This window comes from Edaphosphingomonas fennica, assembly GCF_003034225.1.
In the GTDB taxonomy this organism is placed as follows: domain Bacteria; phylum Pseudomonadota; class Alphaproteobacteria; order Sphingomonadales; family Sphingomonadaceae; genus Sphingomonas_E; species Sphingomonas_E fennica.
In genome coordinates this window covers 128971-144870 of the sequence record NZ_PHHF01000044.1, presented here as the reverse complement: position 1 = coordinate 144870, position 15900 = coordinate 128971, and the positions used below count along the sequence as shown (strand labels likewise).

The 15900-nt window shown below is 66.5% G+C and carries 14 protein-coding genes and 1 tRNA gene; 7 read left to right on the top strand and 8 right to left on the bottom strand.

All coding sequences use genetic code 11. From position 1 onward, the window contains the following. Window positions 1–74: 74 nt before the first annotated feature. Window positions 75–1661: a TonB-dependent receptor gene (locus tag CV103_RS11070; protein ID WP_245896775.1), complete on the bottom strand. Its 1587-nt coding sequence runs from the start codon at window positions 1659–1661 to the stop codon at window positions 75–77. Window positions 1662–2152: 491 nt separating this feature from the next. On the opposite strand from CV103_RS11070, the gene CV103_RS11065 reads away from it, so the two are divergent. Next, on the top strand, window positions 2153–3511 hold the full coding sequence (locus CV103_RS11065; protein ID WP_107394946.1) for an FAD/NAD(P)-binding protein: 1359 nt from the start codon (window positions 2153–2155) through the stop codon (window positions 3509–3511). 80 nt (window positions 3512–3591) lie between these two features. Here the strand turns inward: CV103_RS11065 and CV103_RS11060 are convergent, their stop codons facing one another. Beyond that, window positions 3592–4374, bottom strand: coding sequence for an arginyltransferase (locus CV103_RS11060; protein WP_107394945.1), 783 nt, complete (start codon window positions 4372–4374; stop codon window positions 3592–3594). 141 nt (window positions 4375–4515) lie between these two features. After that, window positions 4516–5757: a threonine ammonia-lyase gene (locus CV103_RS11055; RefSeq protein ID WP_015459896.1), complete on the bottom strand. Its 1242-nt coding sequence runs from the start codon at window positions 5755–5757 to the stop codon at window positions 4516–4518. Window positions 5758–5780: 23 nt separating this feature from the next. Here CV103_RS11055 and CV103_RS11050 point away from each other — a divergent pair, with 23 nt between their 5' ends. The 3 genes from CV103_RS11050 (at window position 5781) to CV103_RS11040 (ending at window position 9151) form a co-directional block, all read left to right on the top strand. Continuing rightward, window positions 5781–6683 (top strand): NAD(P)-dependent oxidoreductase, encoded by a 903-nt coding sequence (locus CV103_RS11050; protein WP_084652974.1) that lies wholly within the window; start codon window positions 5781–5783, stop codon window positions 6681–6683. Then, window positions 6680–8332: an amidohydrolase gene (locus CV103_RS11045; protein WP_107394944.1), complete on the top strand. Its 1653-nt coding sequence runs from the start codon at window positions 6680–6682 to the stop codon at window positions 8330–8332. Before CV103_RS11050 ends, CV103_RS11045 begins: the two co-directional genes overlap by 4 nt. A 150-nt stretch (window positions 8333–8482) precedes the next feature. After that, window positions 8483–9151 carry a hypothetical protein gene (locus CV103_RS11040; protein ID WP_107394943.1) on the top strand — a complete coding sequence of 223 codons (669 nt, stop codon included), beginning with the start codon at window positions 8483–8485 and terminating at the stop codon, window positions 9149–9151. 181 nt (window positions 9152–9332) lie between these two features. On the opposite strand, the gene CV103_RS11035 is transcribed toward CV103_RS11040, so the two are convergent. From CV103_RS11035 to CV103_RS11015, 5 genes are all read right to left on the bottom strand, one after another. Beyond that, entirely contained in the window at window positions 9333–10331 is a 999-nt protein-coding gene (locus CV103_RS11035) for a DUF1254 domain-containing protein (protein ID WP_107394942.1), read from the bottom strand. A gap of 598 nt (window positions 10332–10929) precedes the next feature. Further along, window positions 10930–11003 (bottom strand) — tRNA-Cys (locus CV103_RS11025). A gap of 75 nt (window positions 11004–11078) precedes the next feature. Further along, on the bottom strand, window positions 11079–11219 hold the full coding sequence (locus CV103_RS22430; RefSeq protein ID WP_170112613.1) for a hypothetical protein: 141 nt from the start codon (window positions 11217–11219) through the stop codon (window positions 11079–11081). 43 nt (window positions 11220–11262) lie between these two features. Beyond that, the gene (locus CV103_RS11020; RefSeq protein ID WP_015459901.1) at window positions 11263–11970 is read right to left on the bottom strand and encodes a hypothetical protein; all 708 of its coding nucleotides are present in this window, start codon (window positions 11968–11970) and stop codon (window positions 11263–11265) included. Next, window positions 11970–13178: a toxic anion resistance protein gene (locus CV103_RS11015; protein ID WP_015459902.1), complete on the bottom strand. Its 1209-nt coding sequence runs from the start codon at window positions 13176–13178 to the stop codon at window positions 11970–11972. The genes CV103_RS11020 and CV103_RS11015 overlap by 1 nt, the downstream gene beginning before the upstream one ends. Window positions 13179–13327: 149 nt before the next feature. Here CV103_RS11015 and CV103_RS11010 point away from each other — a divergent pair, with 149 nt between their 5' ends. The 3 genes from CV103_RS11010 to CV103_RS11000 are packed head-to-tail and all read left to right on the top strand — an operon-like array spanning window position 13328 to window position 15856. Then, entirely contained in the window at window positions 13328–14731 is a 1404-nt protein-coding gene (locus CV103_RS11010) for a cytochrome ubiquinol oxidase subunit I (RefSeq protein WP_070933442.1), read from the top strand. Beyond that, window positions 14728–15741 carry a cytochrome d ubiquinol oxidase subunit II gene (gene cydB, locus CV103_RS11005; RefSeq protein ID WP_070933444.1) on the top strand — a complete coding sequence of 338 codons (1014 nt, stop codon included), beginning with the start codon at window positions 14728–14730 and terminating at the stop codon, window positions 15739–15741. Before CV103_RS11010 ends, cydB begins: the two co-directional genes overlap by 4 nt. Further along, window positions 15728–15856: a DUF2474 domain-containing protein gene (locus CV103_RS11000; RefSeq protein ID WP_107394940.1), complete on the top strand. Its 129-nt coding sequence runs from the start codon at window positions 15728–15730 to the stop codon at window positions 15854–15856. The genes cydB and CV103_RS11000 overlap by 14 nt, the downstream gene beginning before the upstream one ends. The last annotated feature ends 44 nt before the right edge of the window (window positions 15857–15900 follow it).

Here is a 15900-nt window from a genome sequence, read left to right as displayed (position 1 = left end):
CCAGAATTCACCAACCGGCGCGGCCACCTATCGGCCATCAAAATTGACGCCGACCGGACTCCGTAATCGTCGCGCTACAGCTTCGCGGTGAAATCCAGATCGGGGTTGAAGCTGTTGCGGATGGCCTGGGCGGCGCCGGCCAGCTGATCGGGCAGGGTGGAAAGGTCCACGCCCTCCGTCTGGGTCTGCGTGTAGCGGCCGTCCTTGTCCTCATGGGTGAAGCGCAGGCCGGCGGTGACGCTGAGTGCTTCACTGGCATGCCAGGTGCCCTGCGCGAAGGCGGCATAGCTCTTGATGCTGGGCGTCGATGTCGATCGGGCGATGAAGCCGTTGAGGGCCGCCTGCGACACCACGGACGGCACGGCGGCTGCGGGCAGGAACCAGTCCGGCGCGGCCGATCCGTAGCCGGTGGCGCCATAGCCGTTCACCGTCTGGTCGAAATAATAGAGGCCGGCCACATAATCGATCAGGTTGGTGCCGGTGGAGGCGATCCGCAGCTCCTGGCTGAACTGGCGCTGGCGATTGGCCTGTTCGGCCAGGGTGATGATCGGCAGGCCGATCGAATCCCCGTCATTGGCGGGGTTCCATATCCAGCGGCGCCAGGCGGTGATCGAGGTGAGGGCGACGGGGCCGAGATCCCAGTCGATCTGGCCCGACACGCCATAGGATTTCATGTTCGCCTGATAATGGCCGTCCGCATCCGTCTTGCGGGCGAAGGGATCGATCGGCAGCGGCGTGTAGCCGGCGCGGGCGGCGCGCTGGCGGAAGCTGTTGGCGATCGGCGTGCCATTATCGAACGTATCGAACAGGGCGGTCACGACGCCGATGCAGCAATTGAGCCGCTGGCGCGCGAAATCGCCGATCAGGCGGATCGCCAGCGTGTCGGTGGGCTTGGCCAGCAATTGCCCCCGCACGGAGAAATTATCGTAATCCTGCGCCTTGCTGCCCGTCGTGACATTGTCGATGAAGCCGTCGCGATGCGTGTCGGCGATACTGATGCGGGCGGCGAGCTTGTCGGCGATCAGCGGGGCGGAGGCCGATCCGCGCACCTGGTGGTAGCCATGGTCGCCCAGCGTCGCCTCGCCGGAAAATTCGGGATCGAAGCTGGGCGCGCGGCTGCTGATGCTGATCGCGCCGGCGGTGGTGTTCTTGCCGAACAGCGTGCCCTGCGGCCCGCGCAGCACCTCGATCCGTTCGAGATCGACCAGATCGAACTGCGACAGGCCGACGCGGCCGTAATAGACCTGATCGACATAGACGCCGACGCCGTTTTCCAGCCCGTCGCTGGTGAAGGCGATATTGCTGCCGAGGCCGCGTATGTTGATGTTGGTGTTGCGCGGGTTGAAGCTGAACACCTGCAGGCTGGGCACGAGCTGCTGCACCTGCCCCAGCGTATAGGCGCCCGATCGCTCCAGCGTTTCCGCGCCGACGACGTTGAGGGCGATCGGCACGTCCTGCGCGCGTTCCTCCCGCCGGCGGGCGGTGACGAGGATTTCGGCGCCGATCGCATCCTGCGCCGCTTCGGCGGCGGCGGCTTCCGGCGCTTCGGCCGGCGTTTCCAGCGGAGCCGCCCCGGCCGGCGACGCAACACCCGTGGCAAGCGCGGCGATGGCGGTTGATGCGACCAGGCTGTTTATTATCAAGTTATTGTAAAAAGACATGAATGTTCGTCCCCCGCGGCGGCGGCCGGACAGCCGTCACCGTTTCGCGCGGACGGGTGGCCCGCGCGACCGATACATGTGATCTGTTCGTTCGATCGCCTGTTCAGGCGGTCGGATCGGGTAGGTGCCGTCGCATAGAATCTCCTCGCATTCGCGGGATCACGACGTCCGGTGAGCGGGCCGAACCTTCGTGCGCTTTAGCCTTTGGTAACGCGGAGCAAGCTGCTTCCCATCAAAAGCCGCGGGCCGTGGAAGGGGCGGAACCCGCCGGCGCTGGCCAGACGCCGGACACCGGCAACCTGGATGCCGGCTTCACCCGACGATTAGTCTATCAATTAAGTAGGGAATCCAATAAAGTTTTGGTTGGGCACCCTGAAGCGGCGCGACTAGGGTGGTTGGCCTGGCATCGCCGGCCCGGCGCCGATTTGCGTTAAATCGCCAATCCCTTAAATTATCTGTCGTTATCCGGCGGGCCACGCCATCATGGCGGCATGATCCGTGACGTCGTGATTCTCGGGGCCGGCTTTTCCGGCACGCTCCAGGCCATCAATCTCCTCCGCCATGGCGGGCCGCGCGCAACGCTGGTTGAACGCAGCGCCCGGCTGGGCCGGGGCGTCGCCTACAGCGCGGCGCATCCCAGCCACCTGTTGAACGTCCGCGCCGCGAACATGAGCGCGCTGCCCGACGATCCGGGCCATTTCGTGCGCTGGCTCCAGGAACGCGGGAAGGGGGACGGCGCGAGCTTCGTGCCGCGCATCACCTATGGCGCCTATCTGGCCGAACTGCTGGACGAGGCGGTGGCCGCCGCGCCCGATCGCCTGCGCATCGTGCGCGGCGACGCGATCGATATCGAGCCCGGCGATGCTGGCGATGGCTATGCGGTGCTGCTGGCGGACGGCGGGCGCATCCACGCCGATGCCGTTGTGCTCGCGGTCGGCAACCTGCCGCCGCATGCGCCGCCCGGCCTCGATCCGGCCGCGATCGGGCGGGATCATTATGCGGAAGATCCGTGGGCGGGCGACATCGCCGACGGGCTGGCGGACGGGGATCTGGTGCTGATGATCGGCACCGGCCTCACCATGGTCGATGCGGCGCTGCTGCTGGAGGAGCGCGGCTTCCGTGGCCGCATCCTCGCGCTTTCGCGGCGTGGGCTGGTGCCGCGCGCCCACGCGCCGGGGCCGCCCGTCTCCACCCAGCTTGGCGAGCGTCCGCCGATCGCGGCGACGGCGCTGCTCCGCGAGGTGCGGGCGCGGGCCGATGCGATCGGCTGGCGCGCGGCGGTGGACGAGTTGCGCCCCTACAGCCAGGGCATGTGGCTGGCGGCCGATGCCGATACCCGCGCGCGCTTCCTGCGGCACCTGCGGCCCTGGTGGGATGTGCACCGCCATCGGCTGGCGCCCGAGGTCGCGGCGCGGCTGGAGGGGATGCGCGCTTCCGGCCGGCTGGATTTCGTCGCTGGCCGCACGCTGGCCTTCCGGGATGGCGCGGCGGGCGTAGAGGTGGACTGGCGGCCGCGCGGGGCAAAAGCCATCGAAACGCTGCTGGCGCGGCGCGTGGTCAATTGCAGCGGGCCGCTGATCGATCTCGATCGCACGGAGGAGCCGCTGCTGGCCAACCTGCGGGCGCGGGGCGTCATCCGTCCCGATCCCAGCCATATCGGGCTGGATGTCGATCCGCAGGCGCGGGTCATCGGCCGATCGGGCCGGGCCGATCCCCGGCTGTTCGCGCTAGGGCCGCTGACGCGGGGCGCTTTCTGGGAAGTGGTGGCGGTGCCCGATATCCGCGTCCAGACATGGAACCTCGCGCGGCGCCTTTCCAACGCGCACTGGATCGGCGGCGAGGGGTTGTAGGGCGGAGGCTCCGGGGGATCGGTCTGACCCGGACGGATGCGAAAGCATCTGCCCCGGTCAAGCTACGAGATCGGCTGGATTCAGCCCGGCAGGCCCGCGGCGCGGCGATCGAGCAGCGCATCCAGCATGGTTTGCCCGCCTTCTTCCTGTTCGAAGCGGGTCCAGCCGCCCGATCCCAGCCGTTCGAGCGGCTGGAAGCGGACCTTATATTGCATGCGCGGCGAATCCTTCACCCAATAGCCCAGATAGACATAGGGCAGGCCGGCTTCGGCCGCGCGCTGGATATGATCGAGGATGATGAAGGTGCCGAGACCGGGCCGATCCGTCGATTCCGCCTCGTAGAAGCTGTAGATCATCGACAGGCCATCGGCCTGGTGATCGCTGAGGCACGCACCCACCAGCCGGCCGGCGGGATCGCGATATTCGACGACATAGGTGCTGACCGGCGTCTGCTCCACCATGTCGGCGAAATCGAGCTCGTCCATCTCCGCCATGCCGCCGCCGGGATGGCGCGCGGCCAGGTAGCGGCGGAGGAGATCGAACTGCTCCTCCGTCGTCCAGGGCTTGCAGGCGGTGACGCTGAGATCGGCGTTGCGGCGCATCAGCTTGCGCTGGCTGGCATTGGGGCGGAATTCGGCGGCGACCACGCGCACCGACACGCAGGCGGCGCAATCCGTGCAGCTCGGCCGGTAGGCGACGTTCTGGCTGCGGCGGAAGCCGATCCGGCCCAGCGCGTCATTCAGCTCCGCCGCATGCGGGCCGGAAAGCTCGGTGAACACCTTGCGCTCGGTCTTGCCCGGCAGATACGGGCACGGGGATGGCGTGGTGACGAAAAAGCGCGGGAAACGGAATGGAGCGCTCACGGCCTGCCCTGATCCCCCGGGGCTGTTCCACCATGGAAAGCCCGTCGCCACGAATATGCTATCAGCCCGGAAATATGAAAAGCCCGTTCACCATGAAAAGAGGGTTAAGGGCCGCATCCGAACGAATGAGCCGCTTGACCATCAGGCAAGTTCGACGGGTGTGACCTCATATCCGCCGGCGCGCAGCGCGGTCACGAGTCGTTCCAGATGCGCCTTGTCGCGGGTCTCGCACTCGATATCGGTGATCAGCCCCTTGGCCGGCAGCGTGGTGAACACGCGCTGGTGATAGACCTCGATGATGTTCACCTGCTGCTCGTCGAAGATGCGGGCGACATGGAACAGCGCGCCGGGCCGGTCCTGCAGGCGGATGCGCAGGCGGGCGAGGCGGCCGTCGCGGGCAAGATCGCGCAGCAGCACGTTGGCGAGCAGGCGGGTATCGATATTGCCGCCGCACAGCACCACGCCCACCGTGCGCCCGGCGAAGCGTTCGCGATGGGCGAGCAGCGCGGCGAGGCCGGCGGCGCCGGCGCCTTCGGCCACCGTCTTTTCGATCTGGAGGAGGAGGGACACGGCCTTCTCAAGATCGCGCTCCGTCACCAGCACCAGGTCGTCCACGATCTCGCGGATGATGGCGGAGGTGATCGCGCCCGGTTCCTTCACGGCGATGCCTTCGGCCAGCGTATCGCCGCCGATCGGCAGGTCGGTGCCGTTGATGCGGTTGTACATGGACGGGAAAAGCTCCGCCTGCACGCCCACCACCTCGATCGGCCGGTCCTGCGCCTTGGCGACGATAGCCGAGCCCGAGATCAGGCCGCCGCCGCCGATCGGCACCGCCAGCGTATCGATTTCCGGCGCGTCCTCCAGCATCTCCAGCGCCACCGTGCCCTGGCCGGCGATGATCGCCGGATCGTCGAACGGATGGACGAAGGTGAGGCCGCGATCCTTGGCGACCACCAGCGCATGGGCATAGGCATCGTCGAAGCGTTCGCCGGTGAGGATCACCGTCGCGCCATGGCCCTCGGTCTGCGACACCTTCACCGTCGGCGTCGACTTGGGCATGACGATGGTGACGGGGATGCCCAGCCGCGCGCCATGATAAGCGAGGCCCTGCGCGTGGTTGCCGGCCGATGCCGCGATCACGCCGCGCGCGCGGGCGGTTTCGTCAAGCTGGAGCAGCTTGTTGAGCGCGCCGCGTTCCTTGTAGGCGGCGGTGAACTGGAGGTTCTCGAACTTCAGGTAGACCTTCGCCCCGGTCATGGCGGACAGCGTCTTGCTCAGCAGCGTCGGCGTGCGGACGATGCTGTCCCCAATGCGCATGTGCGCCGCCCGGACATCGGCGATGGATACGGGAAGGGCGGTCGGGGTGGTCGCTGCGGTAGCCATGATGGTCCGGGGCTCTAGCCCATCTGGCGGATCGGCGAAACCATGGTTATGCCGTCGCCATGGCAAGCATAGCTTTTATCGGCCTGGGCGTGATGGGCCGCGCCATCGCGCGTCACCTGCTTCGCGCCGGGCATGACGTGACCGTCTATAACCGCACCGCCAGCAAGGCGGAGGCGTGGGTCGAGGCGCATGGCGGGCGGACGGCGCCCACCGCCGCCGCCGCCGCCGAGGGGGCGGACGCGGTGTTCACCTGCGTCGGCGCCGATCCCGATCTGGAGGCGGTGACGCTGCGGGCCGACGGCTGCTTCCGCACGATGAAGCCGGGCGCCGTCTTCGTCGATCACACCACGGCATCGGCACGGATCGCGCGGCAGCTTGCGGTGGAGGGCAAGGATCGTGGCCTGCTGGTGGTCGATGCCCCGGTCTCTGGCGGGCAGGCGGGCGCCGAGGAAGGGCGGCTTTCGATCATGTGCGGCGGATCGGCCAAGGCGGTGGCGGCCGCGACGCCGCTGATGCAGGCTTATTCGGCCCGGATCGTCCATGTCGGCGGCGCAGGCGCGGGGCAGCAGACCAAGATGGTGAACCAGATATGCATCGCCGGCACGATGCAGGCGATCGCCGAGGGGCTGCGCTTCGCCCAGGCGGCCGAGCTGGATCTGGAAAAGGTGTTTGAGGCGGTCTCCGCCGGTGCTGCGTCGAGCTGGTATTTCGTCAATCGCTGGAAAAGCATGGCGGCAGAGGAATTCGACGAGGGGTTTGCGGTGGACTGGATGCGCAAGGATCTGGGGCTGGCGCTGGAGGAAGCGCGGGCGAACGGCGCGACGCTGCCGTCCGCCGCGCTGATCGACCAATTCTATGCCGAGGTGCAGGCGATGGGCGGTGGCCGGCAGGATCTTTCCGCGCTGGTCCGGCGGATCCGGCGATGAAGGCTGTCCTCGCGCGGCCGCTGGCCGCGATTGCGTTGCTGCTCGCCACGCCGGCTTTTGCGGACGCATTGATCGACAATGTGAACGGCTACACCATCGGCAAGGGGGGCGAGGTCGAACGCTTCACCGGCCTGCTGATCGATGGCGAGGGCAAGGTCGTCCGCACGCTGGGCCATAAGGACAAGCGGCCCGAGAAGCTCGATTTCCGCATGGACGGGCAGGGCCGCACGCTGGTTCCCGGCCTGATCGACGCGCATGGCCATGTGATGGGGCTGGGCTTCAACGCCCTCCAGCTCGATCTTTCGGAAACCCGATCGCTGGCCGAGGCGCAGGATAAATTGCGCCAGTGGGTGCGCGACAATCCCGGCCAGCGCTGGGTGATCGGGCGCGGCTGGAACCAGGAGCGCTGGGGGCTGGGCCGTTTCCCCACCGCCGCCGACATCGATGCCGCCGTGGCGGACAAGCCGGTCTGGCTGATCCGCATCGACGGCCATGCCGGCGTCGCCAACAGCGCGGCGCTGGCGCTGGCCGAGATCGACGGCAAGACGCAGGCGCCGGCCGGCGGCCGGATCGAGATGGCGGGTGGGCGGCCGACCGGCCTGTTCGTCGATGCCGCGACCGCGCTGATGGAGCGCGCCGTGCCGCCGCCCCAGCCGCTCGAACGCGATCTCGCCTTCGCCAGGGCGCAGCAGATATTGATCGAGGACGGCATCACCGCCGTCGCCGACATGGGCACCACGGCGGACGACTGGGCGGTGATGCGCCGCGCGGGCGACCTCGGCCGGCTGCGCGTGCGGATCATATCCTATGCGCACGGCATCGAGCCGCTGATCGCCATCGCCGGCACGGGGCCGACGCCCTGGCTCTATGGCGGCCGGCTGCGGATGGTGGGGGTGAAGCTTTATGAGGACGGCGCGCTGGGATCGCGCGGGGCCTGGCTGAAGGCCGATTATGCCGATGCCCCCGGCCAGCGCGGCCTGATGCTGCTCAACGACGCCAAGCTCAAGAATCTGGGCAGCCGCGCGGCGATGGACAATTTCCAGGTCGCCATCCACGCCATCGGCGATGCCGCCAACGCGCAGGCGCTGGATGCGATCGAGGAGCTTTCGGACACCTATAAGGGCGATCGCCGCTGGCGGATCGAGCATGCCCAGATCGTCGATCCCGCCGATCTGCCGCGCTTCGGCAGGCATGGCATCATCGCCTCGATGCAGCCCGTGCACCAGACATCGGACCGGCTGATGGCGGAGGCGCGGCTGGGGCCGGCGCGGCTGGCGGGGGCCTACGCCTGGGCTTCGATGCGCAAGGCGGGCGCGACCCTGGCCTTCGGATCGGATTTCCCGGTGGAAAGCCCCGATCCCTTCGCCGGCCTCGCCGCCGCGACCAGCCGGGAGGACGCCGCTGGCCAGCCGCCGGGCGGCTGGATGCCGGAGCAGAAATTGTCGCCGGCCGAAGCCCTGGCCGCCTTCACCCGCGACGCCGCTTATGCCGGCTTCGCCGAGGACCGGATCGGCAGCCTGGAGCCCGGCCGCTATGCTGATTTCCTGCTGCTCGACCGCGACATATTGGCCGCCACCCCGGCGGAAATCCGCGCGACTCGGGTTCTGGAAACCTGGATCGGCGGCAAGCGAATCTGGGTGCGGAATTAGCGATCCGGCTGCGCCTGCCCGGTATAACGGACTGAGGAAAATCGCGATGAAAGGGGCGCCGGCTATCAGCGGATCGAGAGGAAAGGGCGGCGGCCACGCTTGCCGTCCGCATCGGCCGGGTGCGACGCCGGTGCTGCGCGGGGGAGCCAGATGAACTTCGTCCAGTGGCTGAATTCGCTCGATGAACTCCTCTACGAGTTGATGAGCTGGTTCGTGTTTTTCCCGGTGACGCTGTGGAAAGTGCTGCGCCACCCCCTTGCGATGATGCGCTATGCCGAGGATCAGCTGAAGCTGGATGACGATCGCCAGTATCGCGGCACCGTCAGTCCGCCCATCATGCTGGTCCTGACGATCGTCGCCGAGCAGGCGATCGGACTCGCAGAGGACGGCACCAACCCGATCGTGAAAAGCCAGCACGGTCTGGCTTCCCTCGTCAATGACAATACCACGCTCCTCCTCCTGCATCTCGTTCTATTCGGGACGTTTGCCTTGGTGCTGGCTACGGGGAAGGTTTATCGAAGCAGCGTCGATCTGGACCGCGACACGCTGAAGCCGGCCTTTTATGCGCAATGCTATGCCATCTCGCCCTTCGCGCTGCTGGTCAGCCTCGGCGTGAGCGGGGCGATGCATAGCCATGGCGCGGTTCAGCTTGGCGGACTGACCGCAATCGTCGCAGCGTTTCTGTTCTATGGCATCGTCCAGGTGCGCTGGTTCAGCCGGGAACTGAATCAATCTCTCATCCGCTCCTTCGTCGATGCTTCGGTCGGGATGGTCGCAAGCATCATTGTCGCCCTTTTTATCGGACGTCTTTTTGTATGATGTCCGATACTGGCGGATATGTCAGTTATTTCATCATGAGGATTTAGCGGCGGATGAAGGCCAACGGCCGTTCGTCTTGGTCTTCCCGACTTCGCGCCCCGTGCGTGGCGCCCCAATATCATTTGGACGTGCTCGAAATCTGATGTCCTGCTGGCCTTTCGGCCGCGGCAAGCGGATGCGGTCAGCCAATCGGCTGCGCTTCCGGGAACGTCCATGATCCATCGAGAATGATGGAACGGGGACGATAGAGCCGGACCATGTAGTTCCAGCCCGGGACAATCGGTATGCAATTGGCGACGCCTCCGTCGCAGCCGCCGAACTGTATGGTGATCGATCCGTCGGCGTCCTTCTTCGCGGTGACGCTGTTATAAGAATAGATGCCGGCCTCGTTTTTCGGAATGTAACCTGTCTCGTCGTAGACCGTCACCGACCAGAAAGCGTCGACCGGCACATCCTTCACCCTGAGGCGGTGCACGGTTTTGCCGTCGTTCAATTTCGGCGTGATGTTGAGATAGGTTGCATCTTCCGGTGGATTGGCACCCCATCCCATCGCGCCGCCAACCAGGCGCTGGATGGGATCGACCTTCCCGCGCTTGCCGAAGCCCTTGCTGGTATCGGGCATCGTCCGCGCCAGCGCGAGCAGCGCCTCGCGCACCTTGCCCTGGCTTTCGTGATCCCAGTCGGGGATTTCGAACGTGCCCGGCCCGCCGGGCTGGTCGAGGCGGATCGCATCCTGCAGTGCGTGCACCACGGCAAGGTCGTCGGGGTCTGCCGGATCGACCAGCGTGCGCACGCCGACCAGCACGTAGCGCGTTCCGATCTCCTCGTGGGTCAGCGTGTGCGGCTGGGTGTCGTAATATACCGCCGGCACATACTGGTCCTCGTCGATGATCTGCAGCGACATGAAGCGGCCCCCGCTGTCCGGCAGCGTGATCGTCGCTGGTCTGGCATCGAGATCGAGCAGCGCCGCGGAATAGAGGGTGTCGCGATTGAGCCGGATGATGGTTTGGTTATCGACCGAGGCTACATCCCGATGATGCTCGAATTTGCCGAATCCCTCTTCCTTGAGCGCGATCGCCGAAAAATAGAGGTCGGATTCCGCCCGCAGGAAATTTTCCGGCGTGACGGTGATCGAACCGCCGCCGGTCCCGGGCTGCTGCAAGGTGGGCGTCCCGTTCATCGCGTGTCTCCTCGTTCAGCCGGCCTTCTCGAGATCGGGCAACACCCAACTCTTGTCAGAGAAGAACTTTTCGGGGTCGCAGGTGCGGAACGGCACCTCAAACCCGCGAGCGCCGCCGGCGCCGGGCGGCCATATTCGACGAGCGGATAGCCCCGGAGGAAAGCGTGGACCCCAATGGCATGCGCACGTTCTTTTGGGGCCGATGCCGAAGGGGGCGTTGCGATGGAGAGGCCGGTTGCGGGCATCGCTCTGCTCCTGGAAACGAGAGCGAGCCTATTCAGCGGACGGACGCGAATCTATCGGTAATAACCCTACCGACCTTAGGGTATCGGACGTCGCGTTCAGCCATTCCTGAGTATAGGACCAGATGAGGTGAATGGCTCCTGTTCACGGCGCCGGTGTGCCGGATGTCAGGCATCCACGGGAGCCTGTCCGGCCCGGCCCCGGAGCGCATATCGATGGGAGACTGCCCGGAGCCGCGCGTCGACAGCCACCGGATCGGTGGTCGCGGGGAAACGCTCGACCTTGGGTGTGGTCGGCGCATCCGTCAGCGGTTGGGCCGGGTCGCGCTTGTTCGCGCTATCGCCAGACAGGATTTTGGAGGCCCGAGCCGGAATCGAACCGGCGTGCAAGGATTTGCAGTCCTCTGCGTAACCACTCCGCCATCGGGCCTCGACTGCGGAAATCCGCCGTTTTTGCGGAGCCGGCTTGGTAGAGTTCGCAGCCCGATCCGTCAAGTTCGCAGATTCACGATTTGTCCATCGCCTCCATTTTTGCGATCGCGGCCCTCGCCCGCAGCCGTTGGGGCGCATATATCAGCGCCATCTTGAACGTCTGGTGTCCGAGCACAGTCTCGATTTCGGCAATGGTGCAGCCTGCTTCTTCCATGTCGGCTGCGCGAGGGGATGGCCGGGGGTGGTGTGGAGGCGCGTCAGTCCTCGCCCTCGCCGCGATATTTCAGCTCGAGGAAGCGGCCCTGCGTGGCGAGGCGGTGGAGATCGCCGGAGGCGAGTTGCTCGGTCATGCGGGCAAGCTCGCTGTCCACGACCTCCAGCCCTTCGACAAGCTGGCGATCGGGCGATTTGCCGTTGCGTTCGTCGCGCCGGAGCGACGGCGGGACCCGCTGATAGCCGGAGACGAGCTCGGGCAGCTCCTCGCCGAGCAGCTTGCGGATTTCGACCGCGGCGGGCTGGGCCGGATCGAGGGTGGCGAGCTGGGGGGCGAGCGCCTCCAGCCGCACGCCGATGCCGTCGGCAAGGCGCTGGGCGGGGGCGGGGAGCGCGGGGCGCTGGCGTTCCAGCCATTGCTCGGTCTGGAGCGGCAGTGCCTTGATATCGGCCTGGACCAGCTTTTCGGGCGTGGGCTCCGTGCCCGCGGGCCACATCAGGATGGCGAAGGCGAGGATCGCCATGACGATGAGGGTGAGGAACACGCCGCCTATGCCCAGCGGGGCCACGAAGGTGCCGAAGATGCCGGCGGCGAGCGCGGCCGCGAGGATCGCGGCGATGGCGAGCTTCACCCGGCGCCAGAAGGCGGCCCAGCGCCGCTGGCGCGCGCGCTGGCGCATCCGCCGCCCTTCCGGCGAGACGCGACGCAGCAGGGCTTCGGCCTGTTCGAGGACGCGGGTGGAATCCGCCATCAGCGATCGACCGGCGTGAAGGGATCGGCCGGGCCGCCGGCCGTGATCCGCGCCTGCGCCGCGCCTTCGGCACGGGCGATATAGCCGCGCGACTTTTCGACCTCGTCGGTCAGGGTGGTCACCGTCTGCTTCATCGACGACAGGGCTTCCAGCTTGAATTTATCGATGCTGTCCATCGTATCATAGATGTTCTGGAAAGCGCGCTTCAGCGTTTCGAGCGGGATGGTGGAGGAAGCCGCCTGCTTGTGGATCTCCCCGGTCTGGGTGCGCAGCAGCTCGCCCGTGGAATCGATCATGTTGGCGGTGGTGGTGTTGAGCGCGGTGATCTGCTGCAGCACCAGCTTCTGGTTGGTGAGCGCCTGGGCGACCGTGACGGCGGTGCGCAGCGCCGCGACCGTGGTGGTGGACGCGCGATCGACGCCCTTCACCAGCTCCACATTGTTCTTCTTGACGAGGTCGAGCGCGAGATAGCCCTGCACCGTCACCGCCATCTGGGTGAGGAGATCGGTGGAGCGCTGGCGCACATAGAAGAGCGCGGTTTCGCGGATCGCCTTGGACTTGGCCGGATCGGTCGCCTCCAGCTCCATCGCCTTGGCTTCGAGCTGGGCGTCGAGCGCCTTGGAGACGTGGATCATCTGTTCCAGCCGGCCCATCGCCGCCCACAGATTCTGCCGTTCGACATCGATGGCGGCATTGTCCTTCAGCAGCTCGTCCTTGCCGCCGGCCAGCCTCGCCAGGATCGACGAGATGTGGCTCTGCGCCGACTTGTAGCCGTCGAAATAGTCGCGCATCTTGTTGCCGAACGGGAGGATGCCGAACAGCTTCTTGGGCGCGAGCAGGTTGCCCTGCCTGCCGGGATCGAGATCCTCGATGGTGCGGCGAAGCTCCGCCAGGTCGGTGCCGACGCCGGTATCCTTGTCCATCGCGCGCACGGGGCGATCGAGGAAGCGGTTGGACTGGCCGGCGGCCTCGGCGATCTCGCGCCGGCCCATGTTGGAGATCTGATCGACCTTCATGCCGAATTCGGGGCTGTTCGCGTCGAGCGCGGCCAGCTCGTCCACGAACGCCTCGGCCTTGGCATCGAGCTGGGTGCGCTGCTCGTCGCGCAGGGGGACGAGCCCGGCGGCCTTTTCCGGCGCGACGATCTTCACCGGTTCCGGCGCCTTCAGCACCAGATCGGTTTCGGTTTCCGTCGCGTCCGTCGCCATGCAGGTCCTCCCAACCCTTTGAAGGCATCCAAGATGGAGGGGAAAGCCGCGCGGTTCAAGCGCCGGGGCGGGCGGCCGGGGCGTTCGTCGAACCGCTTGGACAATTTGTCAGATTTCGGGTATTTCAAAGCAGCCTATGAACGGGGGCCATGATGGCTGAAGGCGAAACGGCATTAATCCTGGCGCGCGCGCAGTTCGCGTTCACCGTTTCATTCCACTTCATCTTCCCGGCCTTTTCGATCGGCCTTGCGAGTTACCTCGCGGTGCTGGAGGGGCTGTGGCTGAAGACGGGCAAGGATCATTATCTCGACCTGTTCCGTTACTGGATGAAGATATTCGCCGTCGCCTTCGCGATGGGCGTGGTTTCCGGCATCGTCATGTCCTACCAGTTCGGCACCAACTGGTCGGTCTTTTCCGACAAGGCCGGTCCGGTGATCGGGCCGCTGATGGCCTATGAGGTGCTGACCGCCTTCTTCCTGGAGGCGGGGTTCCTGGGCGTGATGCTGTTCGGGATGAAGAAGGTGGGGCGCGGGCTGCACTTCACCGCGACCTGCGCGGTGGCGCTGGGCACCTTCATCTCCGCCTTCTGGATCCTTTCGGTCAACAGCTGGATGCAGACGCCGACCGGCCACACCCTGAACGATGTGGGGCAGTTCGTGCCGGCGGCGGGCTGGGCCGACATCATCTTCAACCCGAGCTTCCCCTATCGCCTGGTCCATACGGTGATCGCCGCCTATCTGACGACCGCGCTGGCCGTGGGCGGGGTGGGCGCGTGGCACCTGCTGCGCGGCGATCGCGGGCCGCAGGTGCGGACGATGTTCTCCATGGCGATGTGGATGGCGGCGCTGGTGGCGCCGATCCAGATCTTCGCCGGCGACCTGCACGGCCTCAACACGCTGGAGCATCAGCCGGTGAAGGTGATGGCGATGGAAGGCCATTATCAGAGCCACCCGGACGGCGCGCCGCTGATCCTGTTCGGCATACCGGACAGCAAGGCCGAGACCGTGCATGCCGCGATCGAGATTCCCAAGCTCTCCTCGCTGATCCTGAAGCATGATCTGGATGCGCCGCTGGCCGGCCTCGATACCGTGGCCAAGGCGGATCGGCCGCCTGTCGGGATCATATTCTGGTCGTTCCGCATCATGGTGGGCATCGGCTTCCTGATGCTGACGCTGGGCCTGTGGAGCCTGCTGGGGCGGGTGACGGGGCGGCTTTACGAATGGCGTTGGCTGCACCGCTTCGCGCTGGTGATGGGGCCATCGGGCTTCGTGGCGGTGATCGCCGGATGGGTGACGACCGAGGTGGGGCGCCAGCCCTGGGTGATACAGGGGTTGCTGCGCACGTCCGACGCGGTTTCGCCGCTCGCCTCGCCGGCGGTGGGCGCATCGCTGGTGGCGTTCGTGATCGTCTACTTCACCTGCTTCACGGTGGGTACGCTCTATATCCTGAAGCTGGCGGGCAAGGCACCGGGGCCGCGCGAGGGCGCGCCGGAACGCGCGCCCATTCGCAGCGCAGGGATAACGCCCGCGCAGGCCGTGCAGGAGGGCGAATGATGGACCTCACCGTCATCTGGGCGGCGATCATCGCCATCGCGGTTGCCGCTTATGTGCTGATGGACGGGTTCGACCTCGGCATCGGAATCCTGTTCCCGAAGTTCCGGGTGGGGCGGGAGCGCGATGCCGCGATGAACGCCATCGCGCCGGTGTGGGATGGCAACGAGACCTGGCTGGTGATGGGCGGCGGCGGCCTGCTGGCGGCCTTCCCGCTGGCTTATTCGATCGTGCTGCCGGCGCTCTATGCCCCATTGATCGCGATGCTGCTGGCGCTGGTGTTCCGGGGTGTGGCCTTCGAATTCCGCTGGCGCGATCCCAATCATCGCCGGTTCTGGGATTTCGCCTTCTTCGCGGGATCGCTGGTCGCCACCTTCGCACAGGGCATCACGCTGGGCGCGCTGCTGCAGGGCATCGAGGTGCACGACCGCGCTTATTCCGGCGGGTGGTGGGACTGGCTGAGCGGGTTCAGCCTGCTGACGGGGGTGAGCCTGGTGATCGGCTATGCCCTGCTGGGCGCAGGCTGGCTGATCTGGAAGACGGAAGGGCCGTTGCAGGCGGACGCCCGCCGCTTCGCCCGGCCGCTCGTGCCTGCGCTGGTGGTGGCGATCGCCGCCGTCAGCCTCTCCACCCCTTTCCTCGAGATGCAATATTGGCAGCGCTGGTTCGTATGGCCGGGGCTGATCGTGGCGGTGCCGATGCCGCTGCTGATCGCCTTCGTCGCCTTCATGCTGTGGCGGTCGATCGGCCGCGCTCCGGATTCGCACCCCTTCCTGTGGACGCTGGGGCTGTTCGCCCTTTCCATGGCGGGGCTGGCCATTTCGATCTGGCCGTGGGTGATACCGGGCCGGGTTTCGATCTGGGATGCCGCGGCACCGCATTCGAGCCAGGTGTTCATGCTGATCGGTGCCGGCGTGCTGATCCCGGTGATCCTGGCCTATACCGCCTGGGCCTATTGGGTGTTCCGCGGCAAGGTGGGCGATGACGGCTATCACGCGCATGGCGACCACTGAGCGCAAGCCGCCGCCCTGGCTGCGGCGGATCGGCTGGTTCGTCGCCATCTGGGCGATGAGCGTCCTCGCGATCGGCGCGGTGGCGTGGCTGCTGCGGATGGCGATCAAGGGATAAAGGCCGATCCGGCGGCGTTCCAACGCATGGGAAAATGCTCTACG

What these genes read in the sequence shown, in the direction of transcription:
- CV103_RS22430 (WP_170112613.1), bottom strand. Translation starts at nt 11,219, where the DNA reads ATGGAAGAAGCAGGCTGCACCATTGCCGAAATCGAGACTGTGCTCGGA.
- CV103_RS11035 (WP_107394942.1), bottom strand. Translation starts at nt 10,331, where the DNA reads ATGAACGGGACGCCCACCTTGCAGCAGCCCGGGACCGGCGGCGGTTCG.
- cydB (WP_070933444.1), top strand. Translation starts at nt 14,728, where the DNA reads ATGATGGACCTCACCGTCATCTGGGCGGCGATCATCGCCATCGCGGTT.
- CV103_RS11015 (WP_015459902.1), bottom strand. Translation starts at nt 13,178, where the DNA reads ATGGCGACGGACGCGACGGAAACCGAAACCGATCTGGTGCTGAAGGCG.
- CV103_RS11040 (WP_107394943.1), top strand. Translation starts at nt 8,483, where the DNA reads ATGAACTTCGTCCAGTGGCTGAATTCGCTCGATGAACTCCTCTACGAG.
- CV103_RS11045 (WP_107394944.1), top strand. Translation starts at nt 6,680, where the DNA reads ATGAAGGCTGTCCTCGCGCGGCCGCTGGCCGCGATTGCGTTGCTGCTC.
- CV103_RS11010 (WP_070933442.1), top strand. Translation starts at nt 13,328, where the DNA reads ATGATGGCTGAAGGCGAAACGGCATTAATCCTGGCGCGCGCGCAGTTC.
- CV103_RS11055 (WP_015459896.1), bottom strand. Translation starts at nt 5,757, where the DNA reads ATGGCTACCGCAGCGACCACCCCGACCGCCCTTCCCGTATCCATCGCC.
- CV103_RS11070 (WP_245896775.1), bottom strand. Translation starts at nt 1,661, where the DNA reads ATGTCTTTTTACAATAACTTGATAATAAACAGCCTGGTCGCATCAACC.
- CV103_RS11065 (WP_107394946.1), top strand. Translation starts at nt 2,153, where the DNA reads ATGATCCGTGACGTCGTGATTCTCGGGGCCGGCTTTTCCGGCACGCTC.
- CV103_RS11020 (WP_015459901.1), bottom strand. Translation starts at nt 11,970, where the DNA reads ATGGCGGATTCCACCCGCGTCCTCGAACAGGCCGAAGCCCTGCTGCGT.
- CV103_RS11000 (WP_107394940.1), top strand. Translation starts at nt 15,728, where the DNA reads ATGGCGACCACTGAGCGCAAGCCGCCGCCCTGGCTGCGGCGGATCGGC.